Annotated in this window: 15 protein-coding genes; 10 read left to right on the forward strand and 5 right to left on the reverse strand. The window is 52.1% G+C overall.

Going from position 1 to position 15,942, the window contains the following annotated elements:
- Nucleotides 1–11: 11 nt before the first annotated feature.
- The 10 genes from tilS (at nucleotide 12) to rpoS (ending at nucleotide 10,266) form a co-directional block, all read left to right on the forward strand.
- Nucleotides 12–1,388 carry a tRNA lysidine(34) synthetase TilS gene (tilS, locus tag PCI15_RS03715; RefSeq protein ID WP_271273023.1) on the forward strand — a complete coding sequence of 459 codons (1,377 nt, stop codon included), beginning with the start codon at nucleotides 12–14 and terminating at the stop codon, nucleotides 1,386–1,388.
- A 151-nt stretch (nucleotides 1,389–1,539) separates the two neighbouring features.
- Nucleotides 1,540–3,171 (forward strand): CTP synthase, encoded by a 1,632-nt coding sequence (pyrG, locus tag PCI15_RS03720; RefSeq protein ID WP_271273024.1) that lies wholly within the window; start codon nucleotides 1,540–1,542, stop codon nucleotides 3,169–3,171.
- Between the two features lie 27 nt (nucleotides 3,172–3,198).
- Entirely contained in the window at nucleotides 3,199–4,494 is a 1,296-nt protein-coding gene (eno, locus tag PCI15_RS03725) for a phosphopyruvate hydratase (protein ID WP_271273025.1), read from the forward strand.
- 71 nt (nucleotides 4,495–4,565) lie between these two features.
- Nucleotides 4,566–4,868 (forward strand): cell division protein FtsB, encoded by a 303-nt coding sequence (gene ftsB / locus PCI15_RS03730; protein ID WP_271273026.1) that lies wholly within the window; start codon nucleotides 4,566–4,568, stop codon nucleotides 4,866–4,868.
- 24 nt (nucleotides 4,869–4,892) lie between these two features.
- Nucleotides 4,893–5,933, forward strand: coding sequence for a tRNA pseudouridine(13) synthase TruD (gene truD / locus PCI15_RS03735; protein WP_271273027.1), 1,041 nt, complete (start codon nucleotides 4,893–4,895; stop codon nucleotides 5,931–5,933).
- The gene (surE, locus tag PCI15_RS03740) at nucleotides 5,933–6,685 is read left to right on the forward strand and encodes a 5'/3'-nucleotidase SurE (protein ID WP_271273028.1); all 753 of its coding nucleotides are present in this window, start codon (nucleotides 5,933–5,935) and stop codon (nucleotides 6,683–6,685) included. Before truD ends, surE begins: the two co-directional genes overlap by 1 nt.
- Before the next feature lie 65 nt (nucleotides 6,686–6,750).
- Nucleotides 6,751–7,386: a protein-L-isoaspartate(D-aspartate) O-methyltransferase gene (locus PCI15_RS03745; protein WP_271274576.1), complete on the forward strand. Its 636-nt coding sequence runs from the start codon at nucleotides 6,751–6,753 to the stop codon at nucleotides 7,384–7,386.
- Between the two features lie 48 nt (nucleotides 7,387–7,434).
- The gene (locus PCI15_RS03750; RefSeq protein WP_512699171.1) at nucleotides 7,435–8,358 is read left to right on the forward strand and encodes a polyprenyl-phosphate transporter; all 924 of its coding nucleotides are present in this window, start codon (nucleotides 7,435–7,437) and stop codon (nucleotides 8,356–8,358) included.
- Nucleotides 8,359–8,517: 159 nt separating this feature from the next.
- The gene (locus tag PCI15_RS03755) at nucleotides 8,518–9,261 is read left to right on the forward strand and encodes a peptidoglycan DD-metalloendopeptidase family protein (RefSeq protein ID WP_271273030.1); all 744 of its coding nucleotides are present in this window, start codon (nucleotides 8,518–8,520) and stop codon (nucleotides 9,259–9,261) included.
- Nucleotides 9,262–9,300: 39 nt separating this feature from the next.
- The gene (gene rpoS, locus PCI15_RS03760) at nucleotides 9,301–10,266 is read left to right on the forward strand and encodes an RNA polymerase sigma factor RpoS (RefSeq protein WP_271273031.1); all 966 of its coding nucleotides are present in this window, start codon (nucleotides 9,301–9,303) and stop codon (nucleotides 10,264–10,266) included.
- A 129-nt stretch (nucleotides 10,267–10,395) separates the two neighbouring features.
- On the opposite strand, the gene PCI15_RS03765 is transcribed toward rpoS, so the two are convergent.
- The 5 genes from PCI15_RS03765 to pcnB all read right to left on the reverse strand — a co-directional run bounded on the left by PCI15_RS03765 (nucleotide 10,396) and on the right by pcnB (nucleotide 15,674).
- Nucleotides 10,396–11,577 carry an acetyl-CoA C-acetyltransferase gene (locus PCI15_RS03765; RefSeq protein WP_271273032.1) on the reverse strand — a complete coding sequence of 394 codons (1,182 nt, stop codon included), beginning with the start codon at nucleotides 11,575–11,577 and terminating at the stop codon, nucleotides 10,396–10,398.
- A 289-nt stretch (nucleotides 11,578–11,866) separates the two neighbouring features.
- Nucleotides 11,867–12,715, reverse strand: a complete 849-nt coding sequence (panC, locus tag PCI15_RS03770) for a pantoate--beta-alanine ligase (RefSeq protein WP_271273033.1) — start codon at nucleotides 12,713–12,715, stop codon at nucleotides 11,867–11,869.
- Between the two features lie 54 nt (nucleotides 12,716–12,769).
- Entirely contained in the window at nucleotides 12,770–13,564 is a 795-nt protein-coding gene (gene panB / locus PCI15_RS03775; protein WP_271273034.1) for a 3-methyl-2-oxobutanoate hydroxymethyltransferase, read from the reverse strand.
- 120 nt (nucleotides 13,565–13,684) lie between these two features.
- Complete coding sequence (folK, locus tag PCI15_RS03780; protein ID WP_271273035.1) at nucleotides 13,685–14,185, reverse strand: 2-amino-4-hydroxy-6-hydroxymethyldihydropteridine diphosphokinase; 501 nt, start codon at nucleotides 14,183–14,185, stop codon at nucleotides 13,685–13,687.
- Nucleotides 14,178–15,674, reverse strand: coding sequence for a polynucleotide adenylyltransferase PcnB (pcnB, locus tag PCI15_RS03785; RefSeq protein ID WP_271273036.1), 1,497 nt, complete (start codon nucleotides 15,672–15,674; stop codon nucleotides 14,178–14,180). Before pcnB ends, folK begins: the two co-directional genes overlap by 8 nt.
- Nucleotides 15,675–15,942: the final 268 nt, after the last annotated feature.

Raw genomic sequence — 15,942 nt, forward strand, 5'->3', positions numbered from 1 at the left:
CGGCGGTTTTTTTGTTTCAGGTTACAATTACCAGCAACACAGACAGAGACCTGTATATGGGCAAGATGACCGGCGATACCTTCATGCAACGCTTTGAGCAGCAACTGGCACATCAGTCCGGTATTCATCACTGGATCATTGCCCTCAGTGGCGGTCTGGATTCAATGGTGTTGCTGGAGCTTGCCAGCCGCTGTTTGCCCGCGGAGCAGTTAACGGTATTGCATATTAACCATCAGCTCCAGCGGGAAGCCGGTGAGTGGCAGCTCTTTTGTGCCCGTCAGGCTGAACTGCGTGGGCTGGCGTTTCATGCTGAAAGGGTGTGTTTGCAACCGGGCAGTGTTGAAACGGCTGCCAGAAATGCCCGCTATGAGGTATTTGAGCAGGTGTCGTCCCGGAATACCTGTGTATTGCTGGCGCATCACCGTGATGATCAGGCTGAAACGCTGCTGTTCCGTTTATTCCGGGGCGCAGGGGTGCGGGGGATGGCTGCAATGCCGCGGCAACGTGCGCTTGGTGAAGGCCTGTTATTCAGGCCGCTGCTGGATATCAGCCGCAATGAATTGGCAGAGTGGGCGCAGGAAGAAGGTTTGTGCTGGGTAGAAGATCCCAGTAACAGGGATCTTCAGTATGACCGAAATTTTCTGCGCCAGCAGGTGTTGCCTCTGCTGGCCGGGCGCTGGTCCGGAGTCAGTGCGCGCCTTCAGACAGCGGCCGGTCATCTGGCAGATGCCGAAGCGCTGCTGGAAGAATTTGCTCAGTCGGATCTTCAGAATTGCTTAGCCGAAAACAGCTTGCAGGTTGATAAGCTGCAGTTGTTGTCGGAGCGGCGTCAGGCAAATCTGTTACGTTACTGGTGCCGGTGCGCAGGCGTTCAGCTCACTGCCGCACAGCTGGACAGTCTCAGAACGTTAATGACTGTGGCCGGCGACCGGCAGCCGGAACTGATACTGGGTGACCGGATTATCCGCCGCTACCGCAACCGTTTATTTATCGAAGCGATGATGAGCTGTCCGCCATGGAGTGCTCTGCTGGTGGATGTGTTGGCGGCACCTGAGCGGTATCCGGGTGGTCGTCTGCTGTTAAAGACTGAATCGGCCGCCAGTCCGGACCTGTGGCTGGCCGGAGTGTCAGTTCGCAATCGTCGGGAGGGCGACAGGTGTCATCCGTCAGGCCGGCCGGGGAAGTCGTTAAAGCATTTGTTTCAGGAAGCCGGTGTGCCGCCGTGGCAGCGGGATCACTGGCCGGTGTGTGTCCGTGGGGACGAAATTGTAGCGGTCCCGGGAATCTGTATCTGTCAGAGCTGGTGTGAAGCTGAAAATAAGCCGCCTTTCTGGCTAGATTGGCAGCCCGCTGCATTGTTTGCCGGCAGTGATTCTGGTACCCTGTAGCCCCATCTTATGTTGCTGTTTTAATCAGACTGCTAGCCACTCATTAATACCTGTTCCGGCCGGTATTTTTTATTGCGTGAAAAAAATATTCCTTAACGGAATGGCTGATTAAACAGCGTTATCCAAGTTTACGACCATATACAGGTTCCACATGACGCGTTATATCTTCGTCACTGGCGGTGTTGTTTCTTCGTTGGGGAAAGGCATCGCATCCGCTTCACTGGCTGCAATTCTTGAAGCGCGGGGGCTTAAAGTCACCATGCTTAAGCTGGACCCTTATATTAACGTCGATCCGGGCACGATGAGCCCGATTCAGCACGGTGAAGTCTTTGTCACCGAAGATGGCGCTGAGACGGATCTGGATCTGGGCCACTATGAGCGTTTTATCCGCACCACTATGGGTAAGCGTAATAACTTTACCGCCGGCCGGGTGTATCAGCACGTACTGCGTAAAGAGCGCCGTGGTGATTATCTGGGCGGTACTGTTCAGGTTATTCCGCATATCACTGATGAAATTAAGCGCCGTGTGATTGACGGGGCCGGTGATGCCGATATTGCATTGGTGGAAATCGGTGGCACGGTTGGTGATATCGAATCACTGCCGTTCATGGAAGCGGTGCGTCAGTTAAAGGTTGAACTGGGCTTTAATCGCGCAATGTTCATGCACCTGACACTGGTGCCTTACATTGCGACTGCCGGTGAAATTAAGACTAAGCCTTCGCAGCACTCGGTTAAAGAACTGCGCTCAATCGGCATTCAGCCAGATATTCTGGTATGCCGTTCTGATTTTGCTATTCCTGCCAGTTCCCGCCGTAAGCTGTCTCTGTTTACCAACGTTGAAGAGCGTGCAGTGATTTCTCTGCCGGATGCTGATTCCATCTATAAGATCCCGCGTTTGCTGAGCGAACAGCGCCTGGATCAGATCGTTATCGAGCGCTTTAACCTGGATTGCCCGGCTGCTGACCTGAGCGAATGGGACCGTGTAGCTGATGCCAAGCTGAACCCGCACCGTGAAGTGACCATTGCGATGGTGGGTAAGTACATGGAGTTGCTGGATGCCTACAAGTCGCTGATTGAAGCGATTTCCCATGCGGGTATCGAGCTGCGTACCAAGGTAAACATTAAGTATATCGATTCTGAGCAGGTTGAGCGTGATGGCGTTGACCTGTTGTCGGACGTATCTGCAATCCTGGTACCGGGTGGCTTCGGTGAGCGCGGTGTGGAAGGTAAGATCGCTGCGGTTAAGTATGCCCGTGAGAACAAGGTGCCATACCTGGGTATCTGTCTGGGTATGCAGGTAGCTGTGATTGAATATGCACGCCATGTTGCCGGTATTGAAGATGCCAGCAGTACAGAATTTGATGCGGATGCGAAGAACCCGCTGATCGGTCTGATTACCGAGTGGATGACTGAAGAAGGTGTCACTGAATTACGGGGTAATGCCGATGACCTGGGCGGTACGATGCGTCTGGGTGCGCAGGTTTGTCACCTGAAAGACGGTACTACATCTGCCGCTGCATACGGTGCGACAGAAATTAAAGAACGTCACCGTCACCGTTATGAAGTGAACAACAACTACGTTGCGCAGCTGGAAGAGGCTGGCCTGGTCATTGCCGGCCGTTCTGTTGACGGCGAGCTTGTTGAAGTTGTGGAAGTGCCGGATCATCCATGGTTTGTCGCTTGTCAGTTCCACCCTGAATTTACATCGACTCCGCGTGACGGCCATGGCCTGTTCCGTGGGTTTATCGAAGCTGCCTTAATCCAGGCAGATCTGGAAAAGTAATATCTAAGTAATATTGGAGTTCTATTAATGGCAACAATTGCTGATATCAAAGCTCGCGAAGTGCTTGATTCCCGTGGTAACCCAACCGTTGAAGCGGATGTGATTCTAAGCACTGGCCAGCAGGCATCTGCCTGTGCGCCTTCCGGTGCCTCTACAGGCTCACGTGAAGCGCTGGAACTGCGTGACGGCGATAAATCACGTTACCTGGGTAAAGGTGTTCTGAAAGCGGTTGCTGCTATTAACGGTGAAATCCGTGACAGTCTGGTTGGCATGGACGTTGCTGATCAGCGTGCGCTGGACAACAAAATGCTGGCGCTGGATGGCACTGAAAACAAAGCCAACCTGGGTGCAAATGCTATTCTGGCTGTGTCGCTTGCAGCAGCTAAAGCCGCCGCGATCAGCAAAGGCGTTGAGCTGTATGAGCACATTGCTGACCTGAACGGCACTGCCGGCCAGTTCTCTATGCCTGTGCCAATGATGAACATCCTGAACGGTGGTGAGCACGCGGATAATAATGTTGATATCCAGGAGTTCATGGTTCAGCCGGTTGCAACGGATAACTTTGCTGATGCACTGCGTTGCGGCGCAGAGATCTTCCATGCGCTGAAGGCGGTTCTGAAGGCTAAAGGTCTGAGTACTGCTGTGGGTGACGAAGGTGGTTTTGCGCCTAACCTGGGCTCTAACGAAGAAGCGCTGGTTGTGATCCGTGATGCGGTTGCCAATGCCGGTTATGAGCTGGGTAAAGACGTTACTCTGGCGCTGGACTGTGCAGCATCTGAATTCTACAAAGACGGTAAGTACGATCTGTCTGGCGAAGGCAAGGTATTTGATTCCGAAGGTTTCGGTGACTACCTGGCTAACCTGACTGAGAACTACCCGATTGTTTCTATCGAAGACGGTCTGGATGAGTCTGACTGGGATGGCTGGGCAAGCCTGACCCGTAAGATCGGTGAAAAAGTACAGCTGGTTGGCGATGACCTGTTTGTTACCAACACCAAGATCCTGTCCCGTGGTATTGAAGAGAACATCGGTAACTCTATCCTGATCAAGTTCAACCAGATCGGTTCACTGTCTGAAACGCTGGATGCCATTACAATGGCTAAAGATGCCGGTTTCACCGTGGTTATCTCTCACCGTTCCGGTGAAACTGAAGATACCACCATTGCGGACCTGGCGGTGGGTACTGCTGCAGGACAGATCAAGACCGGTTCTCTGTGCCGTTCTGACCGTGTTGCTAAGTACAACCGCTTACTGCGGATTGCTGATCAGTTAGGTGATAAAGCTGTTTATAATGGTCTGAAAGAGATCAAAGGCCAGGCCTAATTACTGGCTAAATACTGAATATAAGGGGGCGGAAGCCCCCTTTTTTAACTGGAGACCGGTGTCGGTATTCTATGTTTCGCTGGTTTGTTTGGATATTGATCATTGCTGTGGCAGCTCTGCAGTATCGTCTCTGGTTTGGCGAGGCGAACCTGCGTGAAGTGTGGGCGTTACAGGATAAAATCCAGAGCCAGCAGGCTGAGAATGATTTGCTTGTTGAACGCAATCATCGTTTGCAGGCAGAAGTTAAGGACCTGAAAAAGGGACTGGCGGCCCTTGAAGAACGTGCCCGTAATGACCTGGGTATGGTGCGCGAAGACGAGACCTTCTTTCAGTTAATTCCCGGAAAACCTCCCGTATCTGATGATACTCCCTGATTGCTCTATTAGCTGGATATTTTCATGACCACAGCATTTCCCACTGAACTTAATTATGTCTATGGCGAGCCCGGCGCGACTGCCATGATCCGCCAGCAACCGGATGATTTTCAGGTGACTGAAAATCTGGCATTTGAGCCGGAAGGCAGCGGTGATCATGTGTATCTGTATATCCGCAAAACCGGTGAAAACACCGACTGGGTTGCCCGGCAACTGGCACACTTTTGTCAGGTCAGTCCCCGGGAAGTCGGCTATGCCGGAAAAAAAGACCGTCATGCGGTGACTGAACAGTGGTTCAGCGTACATCTGCCGGGTCGCGCCCCGCTGACATGGTCGTTATTTGAACGGGATACGATTCAGGTATTAAAGGCGACTAAACATGGGCGTAAATTGCGTCTGGGGAGTTTAACCGGAAACCGTTTTGCAATTCGTTTGCGTAATGTTACCGATGTGGCTGATGTTATGCGCCGTTGTGAGCTGGTCCGTCAGGGGGTTCCCAATTATTTTGGTGAGCAGCGGTTCGGCCATCATGGGGGGAATCTGGTGAAGGGCGCTGCGCTGATTAAAGGCGAATATAAAGAACGGCAGAAGCATAAAAAGGGCATGTATATTTCTGCGGTGCGTTCTTTTCTGTTTAATCAGGTAGTGTCAGCACGGTATGCCGGAGAAACCGGACCCATGGCCGGCGACGTACTGATGCACCAGGGCAGCCAAAGCTGTTTTGTGTATGACGCTGAAGATGAGACCATCGCAGAACGTTTAAATAATCTGGACATTCATCTGACCGCGCCAATGTGGGGGCGCGGGCGTTCTATCTGCACCGGTCAGGCCTTTGAATGGGAAACCGCACAGCTCGAAGGTTACGAAGAGCTGCAGACGGGCCTGGAAAAACTGGGACTGAATCAGGAGCGCCGTGCCCTGCGTTTATTGCCTCAGGGGCTCAGTGTGGTTCAGGAAGCCGATGACCAGTTGCTACTGAGTTTTGATCTGACTGTCGGTTCTTTTGCCACCAGTGTCCTGCGGGAAATCTGTCAGGTAGAAAACGCTCAGCGTGGAGAATTTTAATGCGAATCTTGTTATCAAATGATGACGGTGTGTACGCACCGGGGTTAGAAACGCTGGCGACAACGCTGTCCGAAAACTTCAGTGTTGATGTTGTTGCCCCGGACCGCAACCGCAGCGGTGCCAGTAATGCGCTGACGCTGGATCGCCCTTTGGAAGCGCATCAGCATCATAACGGCTTTTACAGCCTGAATGGCACGCCAACTGACTGTGTCCATCTGGGCATTTCCGGAGTGCTGTGTGAAAAGCCTGATATTGTGATTTCAGGCATCAATGCGGGGGCTAATCTGGGAGATGATGTTATCTACTCAGGCACCGTTGCAGCAGCCATCGAAGGCCGGTATCTGAAGCTACCGCCAATCGCTGTCTCTATGCTGGGCAGTCATCCTGATAACTATCAGACAGCAGCGGTTATTATTCAGCAGCTGCTGGTGGATGTCCGGCGCTTGAATCTGGCCCCCCGTACAGTATTAAATATTAATGTACCGGACCGTCCTTTAGCGGACATTAAAGGTATGCAGCTGGTCAGACTGGGCCACCGGGTACTGGCAGATACACCGGTTGAATCAATTGATCCCCGTGGTGCTAAACGTTACTGGATTGCAGGTGCGGGCGCTGCAGCTGACTGCGGCCCCGGAACCGATTTTTATGCTGTTCAGGAAGGTTATGTGGCAATTACTCCGCTCAATGTGGATATGACACAATACTCAGGGATGGATAATTTAAGCCAGTGGCTGGAAAACCTGAGTGACTGATTGCTGTCAGAGAATTAAGTGTTTAAGGAGTTGTTGTGAATAAATTACAGTTGCAGGGGATTGGTATGACCTCGCAACGCACCCGCAGCCGTTTAGTGCAGCGGTTGCAGGATCAGGGTATTACTGATCCGCAGGTGCTGGATGTGATGGCGAGCACTCCGCGACATATTTTTATCGATGAGGCGTTGTCACACCGGGCTTATGAAGACACTGCCCTGCCGATCGGGTTTAACCAGACAATTTCGCAGCCTTACATCGTCGCTAAAATGACAGAACTCCTGTTAGCTGAAGGCCCGATGAAGAAAGTACTTGAGGTCGGAACAGGGTCGGGTTATCAGACCACCGTGCTGGCGCAGTTAACCGATCAGGTATACAGCGTTGAACGGATCCGTCCGTTACAGGAAAAAGCCCGCAAACGTTTACAGCTGTTGTCTTTACGTAATGTCCATTTACGGCACACAGATGGCGGAATGGGCTGGGCTGACCGGGGGCCTTTTGAAGGTATTCTGGTTACCGCGGCACCTGAGCAGGTACCGCCTGAATTACTTCAGCAGCTGGCAATTGGCGGTCGTCTGGTGATTCCGGTTGGTGGACGACAGCAGGAACTGAAGCTGGTTGTGCGCCAGTCTGAAACGGAATTTACCACTGAAGTACTTGAAGCGGTTAAATTTGTTCCTTTGTTAAGTGGTACAGTACGATAGAGTATAAAGTTCATACGCTTAGCGTGTATTAGCAGTAGTGGGAAACGAATGGGATCAGCACGGATTAAGTTGTTCTTAAAAGGTATGCTTATGGGAGCCGCAGATGCTGTTCCCGGCGTATCCGGAGGTACAATTGCATTTATTACCGGGATTTATGAAGAACTGATTAACAGTATTAAATCGGTGGATACTGCCGCGCTTGGTTTGCTGTTTTCCGGGCAGTTCCGAAAAGCATGGGCCCATATAAATGGCAGCTTTTTGCTAGTGCTTGTTCTGGGGATTGTGACGAGCATTGCGACAGTCGCCAGCAGTGTATTGTTCTTACTTGATACCTATCCGGTGATGTTATGGGCGTTTTTCTTTGGCCTGATACTGGCTTCCTGCTGGCTGGTAATGAGCCAGATCGATCACTGGAATACCACGCTGACATTAACCTTTGTGGTCGGTGCAATGCTCGCCTATCTGGTTACATCAATAACACCCACTGAAATAGAACCGACAGCTCTTGCGGTGTTTCTGTCAGGAATGGTGGCTATCTGTGCCATGATCCTGCCGGGAATATCCGGCAGTTTTATCCTGTTGATTATTGGTATGTATACCCCGGTCCTGGGGGCTGTGAAGGCGTTTGATATTCAGTTGCTGGGCCTGTTTCTTGCGGGGTGTGTAGTGGGGATCAGTGGCTTTTCCCGGGTGCTTAGCTGGATGTTTACCCATTATAAAATGGCGACGCTGGCGATGTTGGCAGGCTTTATGCTGGGCTCGCTGAATAAAATCTGGCCCTGGAAATATACCACTGCCTATACGATTAACCGACACGGTGAACAAATCCCTCTGGCTCAGGATAATGTCTTACCACTGAGTTATCAGGCGCTGACCGGTGAACCATCATACTTATATGCGAGTCTTGCCCTGATGGTACTGGGTGGGGCAATTGTATTGTTAATGGAGCGTGGTTTGTCCTCAGACAGGTAACGCTTGGGAGTAATGTGTATGGCTGGAATGCTCAACCGACTGTTATTGGTACTGATGCTTGCATCTTTGCTGGTAATGACAGGTTGTGCGAGCAACAGTGCCTACGCACCTATCAGCGACCTTTCAGGCAGTGATCAGCGCCGGGTCAATACCAGTGCTGTGCGCAGTGGCAGTCTGACAGAATATACCGTTCGCCGGGGTGATACCCTGTATGGCATCGCCTTCAAATATGGACTGGATTACCGGCAGCTTGCCCGGGCAAATAAGATCAACCGTTCTTATGCGATTTATCCGGGGCAGAAATTATCCCTTAATACTTCAGCCGTTGCCCGTGATTCAGATGCTGCCCCTCTGGCTGACCGGACCGAACCTAAATCTCAAAGCACAGCCAAACCTGCTAAAGCAAAGCCCCGGACGACACAAAAAACAGTTAAAAAACCCAAAAATACCCAAAATGAGACTAAAGTTAAAAAAACGCCAGCAAAGCCTGCTACTGCGGGCAAGAGCGTTGCTTTAGCAGCAAATCGCAAGCTGCAATGGCGCTGGCCAGCCAAGGGTCGGATTGTACAGGGCTATAGCAGCAGTGGTAAGGTAAATAAAGGTATCAACTTTTTGGGTGAGCGGGGTGAGTCCGTTTATGCGGCTGAATCCGGCAAAGTTGTATATGTCGGTAGTGGGCTGCTGGGTTATGGAAACCTGGTGATCATTAACCACAATCAAACCTATTTGAGCGCTTACGGGCACAATAGCAAAATTCTTGTAAAGGAAAATGATGTTGTAAAGATCGGTGATAAGATTGCCGAAATTGGCAGTAGTGGTGCCACCCGTAACATGCTGCATTTTGAGATACGCCGGAATGGGAGTCCGGTTGATCCTAAGAAGTACTTGCCCAAGAGAAGATAGCCTGGACACACAGTTAATGGAACTATTTGAGGTGGGTCGATGGAAAATATTGAAAATAGCGAGCAAGATACAGCCACAGTAACCCCTAAACGTGATGAGGCCGCGAAGCCTAAATTCATGAATAGCGGGCGTGGTAAAGGCAGTATGGCGCATAATGATTTATTAAACGCCAAAACCCTGGATGCAACGCAGCTTTATCTCAATGAGATTGGCTTTTCGCCGTTGCTTTCTGCTGAAGAAGAAGTCTATTTCTCCCGGCGTTCTCTGAAGGGCGACGAGGCCGCGCGCAAGCGTATGATCGAAAGCAACCTGAGACTGGTTGTGAAGATTGCCAGACGTTATATCAACCGGGGGCTGACCCTGCTGGATCTGATCGAAGAGGGTAACCTCGGGCTGATCCGTGCGGTTGAAAAGTTTGACCCTGAGCGGGGGTTCCGTTTTTCAACTTATGCCACCTGGTGGATTCGGCAGACCATTGAGCGGGCGATTATGAATCAGACCCGCACCATCCGGTTGCCTATTCATGTGGTTAAAGAGCTGAATGTGTATTTGCGGGCCGCCCGTGAACTGGCACAAAAGCTGGATCACGAGCCTTCTGTGGAAGAGATCGCCCAGGCGGTAGATAAGCCGGTGGAAAACGTGGAGCGAATGTTCGGGCTTAATGAGCGGGTAACATCCGTCGATACGCCGGTCGGCAAAGATTCAGACAAGATGTTGCTGGAGACGATCCCGGATGAAGAAAGTTCTGATCCGGAAACCTTGCTGCAGAACTCTAATATCAGCGGAAACCTCAATCAGTGGCTGGATATGTTGCCTGAGAAACACTCTGAAGTACTGTCCCGCCGTTTTGGCCTGCGTGGCTTTGAGATGAGCACGCTGGAAGAAGTTGGCCGGGAAATCGGCCTCACCCGGGAACGGGTAAGGCAGATCCAGGTAGAAGCCCTGCGTAAGTTACGTGAGATCGTTGAGCGTAACGGGCTCAGTGGGGAAGATCTGCTGCGTTAACCATTAATCCGTCGCCCGAAGTGCAGGTGAGTCTCGCTATCTTAGCTGTACTTTAGTTCCCCGGTGAACGGATTAGTGTATATAAAAAAACGGGACATCAGTCCCGTTTTCAGTGTCTGGGAGAACGGCTTAGTCCCGTTCAACCGCCAGTGCAGTACCCATACCGCCGCCGATACACAGAGTAGCAAGGCCTTTCTTCGCATCGCGGCGCTGCATTTCATGGAGCAGGCTGACAAACACCCGGCAGCCAGATGCGCCGATCGGATGGCCCAGCGCGATTGCGCCGCCGTTTACGTTCACGATATCGGTATTCCATCCAAGGTCTTTGTTAACCGACATAGCCTGAGCAGCAAAGGCTTCATTGGCTTCAACCAGTTCCAGATCATCAATGGCCCAGCCTGCTTTCTCCAGCGCTTTCTGAGTAGCGCAAATCGGGCCGGTACCCATGACGGAGGGATCAACACCTGCGCTTGCATATGCCTTGATACGGGCCAGTACAGGAAGGCCCAGTTCGGTGGCTTTTTCTGCGGAACACAGCATTACAGCGGCAGCGCCGTCGTTAATGGTGGAAGAGTTGCCGGCAGTCACGGAACCGTCTTTCTTAAACGCCGGGCGCAGCTTGCCCAGCGCTTCAGCGGTTACACCTGCACGGGGTTGCTCATCGGTATCAAATACGATGTCATCGCCACGGCGCTGAGGGATAACCACAGGCACGATTTCATCAGTAAACTTACCGGCTGCCTGAGCGGCTTCAGCTTTATTCTGGGAAAGGGCAGCAAAAGCATCCTGCTCTTCACGTGTGAAACCGTATTTTTCAACGATATTCTCGGTGGTGATACCCATGTGGTAATCATTGAATGCGTCCCACAGACCGTCTTTGATCATAGTGTCGACCATTTTCCAGTCACCCATACGGGCACCGTTGCGGGAATTTGGCAGTACGTGGGCAGAGGCGCTCATATTTTCCTGGCCGCCGGCAATGATGATCTCAGCATCGCCACAGCGAATCGCCTGAGTCGCCAGTTGGACTGCTTTCAGGCCGGAACCGCATACTTTGTTGATGGTCATTGCAGACACTTCAACCGGCAGGCCTGCATTGACGCTGGCCTGGCGAGCGGTGTTTTGTCCACAGCCAGCGGTCAGTACCTGACCCATGATGACTTCTTCTACCTGGCTGCCATCAACCCCTGACTTTTCCAGCAGGTTTTTGATAACAGTTGCACCAAGGTCGCTGGCTGCAACCGAGGCAAGGGTTCCGTTAAAACTACCGATTGCCGTACGGCTTGCAGCTACAACTACTACGTCACGCATAATATTCCCTCTTGCTGATCAAAACTTGGCTGTAGGATAAGGGATTCTGATGACTGTTTTATTGCGTTCAGGGCAGAAAACGACGTTGATTCAGAGGTTATCCGGCAGCAAGTATTTTGTTTTTGTGCACTGCAGTAAAACATAGTCAGTTTTTATCTGCAACGCAGTAATCCGAAGGGCTTTTAGCTTTTAAGGATTATCAAGGGCTTAGTGGGTGATGAATCTGCGGGAGAGAGGGCGGCAACCCAGAGGAGATGGGAGGCGGGAGTGGCTCCCGCCGGTGTATGTCTTACAGGTCAATCACCATGTTATCGATCAGCCGTGCCTTACCAAGATACGCCGCTGCAACCAGTACCAGTTCTTTATCTGCTGGCTGGGCAGGTTGCAGGTCATGCCGGCGGCAAATATTGAAATAATCACGCTTAAAGCCGGCGTCTTCCAGTCGTTGCTGGGCGGTTTCTTCCAGCTGGCTGTAATCATGATTACCGGAGACCACCTGAGCAACCGTTTCACGGATGGTACGGTTCAGGGTGGGAGCAATCTCCATTTCCTGTGCGCTGAGGTAGCCGTTACGGGAGCTGAGGGCCAGACCGTTTTCGGCGCGGGCAATTGGGGCACCCTGAATCTCGACAGGCAGAAACAGATCTTCAGTCATGCGGCGAATAACCATCAGCTGCTGAAAGTCTTTTTCGCCAAAAATGGCCACATCCGGGCGGACGATACCAAACAGTTTGCAGACGACGGTCGCGACACCGCGGAAGTGAATTGGCCGTGAAATACCGCAGTGCAGCTGAGAAATACCGGGTACTTCCACCAGGGTCTGGATTACCTGGCCATTGGGATACATGTCTTCCATCTTTGGTGCGAACAGGTAGTCACAGTCGGCAGCGCTGAGTTTCTCCTGATCGCTCTGCAGGGTGCGGGGGTATGCATCCAGATCTTCGTTTTCACCAAATTGCAGCGGGTTTACAAAGATGCTCGCAACGGTAATGTCTGCATTACGGTTTGCCTGATGAATCAGTTGAATATGACCTTCATGGAGGTTGCCCATGGTCGGTACAAAAGCAATGCGCTTGTTAGCAGCACGTTCATTACCCAGAACTGCCTGCAGCTCGGTAATGCTGTGTATTGTTTGCATAATCTGAAATCCGAAGTATGAGCCGGAATATCGCCGGCTCTGGCATCAGTGCCGTTATTCGAAGCCGTGTTCCGGCCCCGGGAAGCTACCCTGTTTAACTGCATCAGCATAGGCTTTAAATGCCTCAGAGATGCTGTCGGCTTCCTGCATGAAGTTCTTAACGAAACGGGCTTTTTTGCCCGGTGTGATGCCCAGCATGTCGTGCATGACCAGCACCTGAGCATCGGTATCGGCACCTGCGCCGATGCCAATAACCGGGATGCTGACGGCCTGGGTTACCGCCCGTGCCAGATCGCTTGGTACGCATTCCAGTAACAGCAGGCTGGCACCGGCCTGTTCCAGGCGGCGTGCGTCGCTGAGGATTTGTTGCGCTGCATCATCGTTGCGGCCCTGGACTTTATAGCCACCCAGTACATTAACCGTCTGGGGGGTTAAGCCGAGGTGTGCGCAAACAGGAACGCCACGCTGTACCAGCAGTTCAATGGTTTCATCCAGCCAGGCTGCGCCTTCAAGCTTGATGATATGTGCGCCGGCCTGCATCAGTGCCGCTGCGCTTTCCATTGCCTGTGCGGGGGTGCCGTAGCTCATGAATGGCATATCAGCCATGATCATTGCATTCTGGCTGCCGGCGCGAACTGCGGCGGTATGGTATGCCACCTGTTCGACACTGACCGGCAGTGTGCTGTCGTTGCCCTGGAGGACCATTCCTAAGGAATCACCTACCAGTAACACTTCAACACCCGCATCGCTGATCTGCTTGGCGAAGCAGGCATCGTAGGCTGTCAGAACAGCGAACTTTTCTCCGGCCTGCTTTCGGGTAAATAGTGTGTGTAGGGTAACCTTGCTCATAAGTCTAACCTGATTTATATGGCTCTCAGGCGGGGATTATACCTATGCACCGGGGGATTAACTATTCCTTATGTTGCAACTGCGGAATAAAAACCTAGCAAATAAGTATAAGCCAGAAGCTTACCGGTTTATCGGTTCCAGCGTGCCTTGCGGGCAATTTGCCAGCAGTTCTGCGAGTCCGGTGCCGTCCGGTAGTCGTGTATCAGGCGCCAGGTCTGCAAGTGGATACAGCACAAAGCTGCGCTCCTTCATGAAGGCATGAGGCACCGTCAGGCGTTCATTCTCTATTACCTGATTGCCGTACAGCAGCAGGTCCAGATCCAGTGTGCGTGGTCCCCAGTGCTGGATTCTGACCCGCTGATGCGCCTGTTCAATGGCTTGCAGGGCATCCAGTAACGCCAGAGGTTCCAGTGTGGTTTCAAAGCAGGCGACAGCATTCACGTAGTCCGGCTGACCCGGTGGTCCTACCGGGTCACTGCGGTACAGGCGTGAATGGGCGTGTGCTCTGCAGTCCGGCAGGGCGGTCAGTTCTTCAAGTGCGCTGCTGACTTGCCGGTAGGGATCTTCCAGATTACTCCCCAGACCGATGTAGCACAGTTGCCAGTTAATCATATCAGTCATTCTGTGGTTGCTGCTGCTTTGGCTTCGAAGGACGGCGACGGCGACGACGGCGCTTTGGCGCATCATCGCTACCGGCTTCTTTATTCATTTCCATACGGTTGCCCGGATTGCTGTCCTGATAGCGGGTCCACCATTCACCCAGCCCATCGAGGCTTTCACCGCTGTTTTCACGTAACACCAGAAGATCATAAGCAGCCCGGAAACGCGGGTGCTCCATCAGGCGGTCAGCGCGTTTGCCCTGTCGGCGGGAAAGGCGTAACTGCAGTTCCCAGATTTCCCGGATCGGGGTTGAAAAACGCCGTGGAATAGCAGTCTGCCGAACCTGTGCAGCGATCACCTGATTGGCGGCTTCGTGCAGGGCCGGTAACGGATGCATACCGTCTTCGTCCTGCAGCTTCTGCATCCGCTGTGTCATCGGGTACCAGAGAAAGGCTGCAAACAGAAATGCAGGGGTAACACTTTTACCTTGCTGTAAGCGGCGGTCCGTATTACTCAGGGCATTCTGAATCAGGGTTTCAACCGGCATTCCCTGTGGGTTATTCAGTGACGCATCTGTCTGCCGGAAAAGCTGTTCAAACAATCCATAATGACGGGTCTGCTCAAATGACGCAGCGCCGTGTCCGGACTGAAAGATTTTCAGAGCTTCATCAAACATCCGGGCAGGAGCAATGTCTTTCAGTAACGGGGCCAGGCGTTTAATCGGCTCTGCAGTAGCCGGTTCAATGCTGAAATCCAGCTTAGCGGCAAAACGGGCTGCGCGCAGCATACGTACCGGGTCTTCACGGTATCGGTCATCCGGTTCGCCGATCATCCGCAGGACTTTGTTTTTAAGGTCTGTGTAACCGCCGGCAAAATCATGGATGCTGTGATCACGGGGGCAGTAATACAGGGCGTTAACGGTAAAGTCCCGGCGCAGGGCGTCGTCTTCGATTGTGCCGTAAACGTTGTCCCGGACAATCATGCCGCTGTCGTTCTGGCGGCCATGTTCACCGTCGTTGTTATCCTGCTTGCTGTCGTGGCTGGCGCGGAACGTAGCCACTTCAATCAGGTCACGGCCAAAGCGGACATGCAGCAGTTTGAAGCGACGTCCGATCAGGCGTGAGCGGCGGAACAGCTCATGGGCTTTTTCAGGATGGGCGTTGGTTGCGACGTCAAAATCTTTCGGACGTTTATTCAGCAGCAGGTCACGAATACAGCCACCAACCAGATAGCCTTCATAGCCTTCATCCTGAAGGTGATAGACGACCTTCATGGCGGCATCATTCAGATGGCGGCGGGGAATATTGTGTTCATCCTGATGAATAATAAGTTGCTCATGATCGGATGAGTGAGCAGGAGTATATTGGTTATTCACAGCGTCAGTCGTTGAGGCAGATTGGGAGGCCGCAGCTGGCTGATCATTGTGCTGACGTTTACCGACAGCATTGCGCAATAAAAAGAAAATTGCAGCGATGCTGATGACAAGTAGAACGAGTACGCTTATTTCCATGCTGTAGTGTTACTTATGCAGGCCTGATTAAAACGCGCATCTTATCATGAAATTGTCACTAAGCACTAAGCGTGCTTTTGAAAGCGGCCGATGCGGAATATTTAAGAGCTCAGCGAGGGGTATTGCTGCATGACAAAGGGGGCTTTGCAACGTATTTAATCGTGGTATCAGAAGGAAAAAATAATCTTTGCGAAGAGGAGGAGATGGGTAAAGCTGACCGCTTAGTTAGACAACAACGCTAGTGTTAGCTTGTTGTTTTTATTTCTAA

The sequence above is a fragment of the Aliamphritea hakodatensis genome (assembly GCF_024347195.1).
GTDB lineage: Bacteria > Pseudomonadota > Gammaproteobacteria > Pseudomonadales > Balneatricaceae > Amphritea > Amphritea hakodatensis.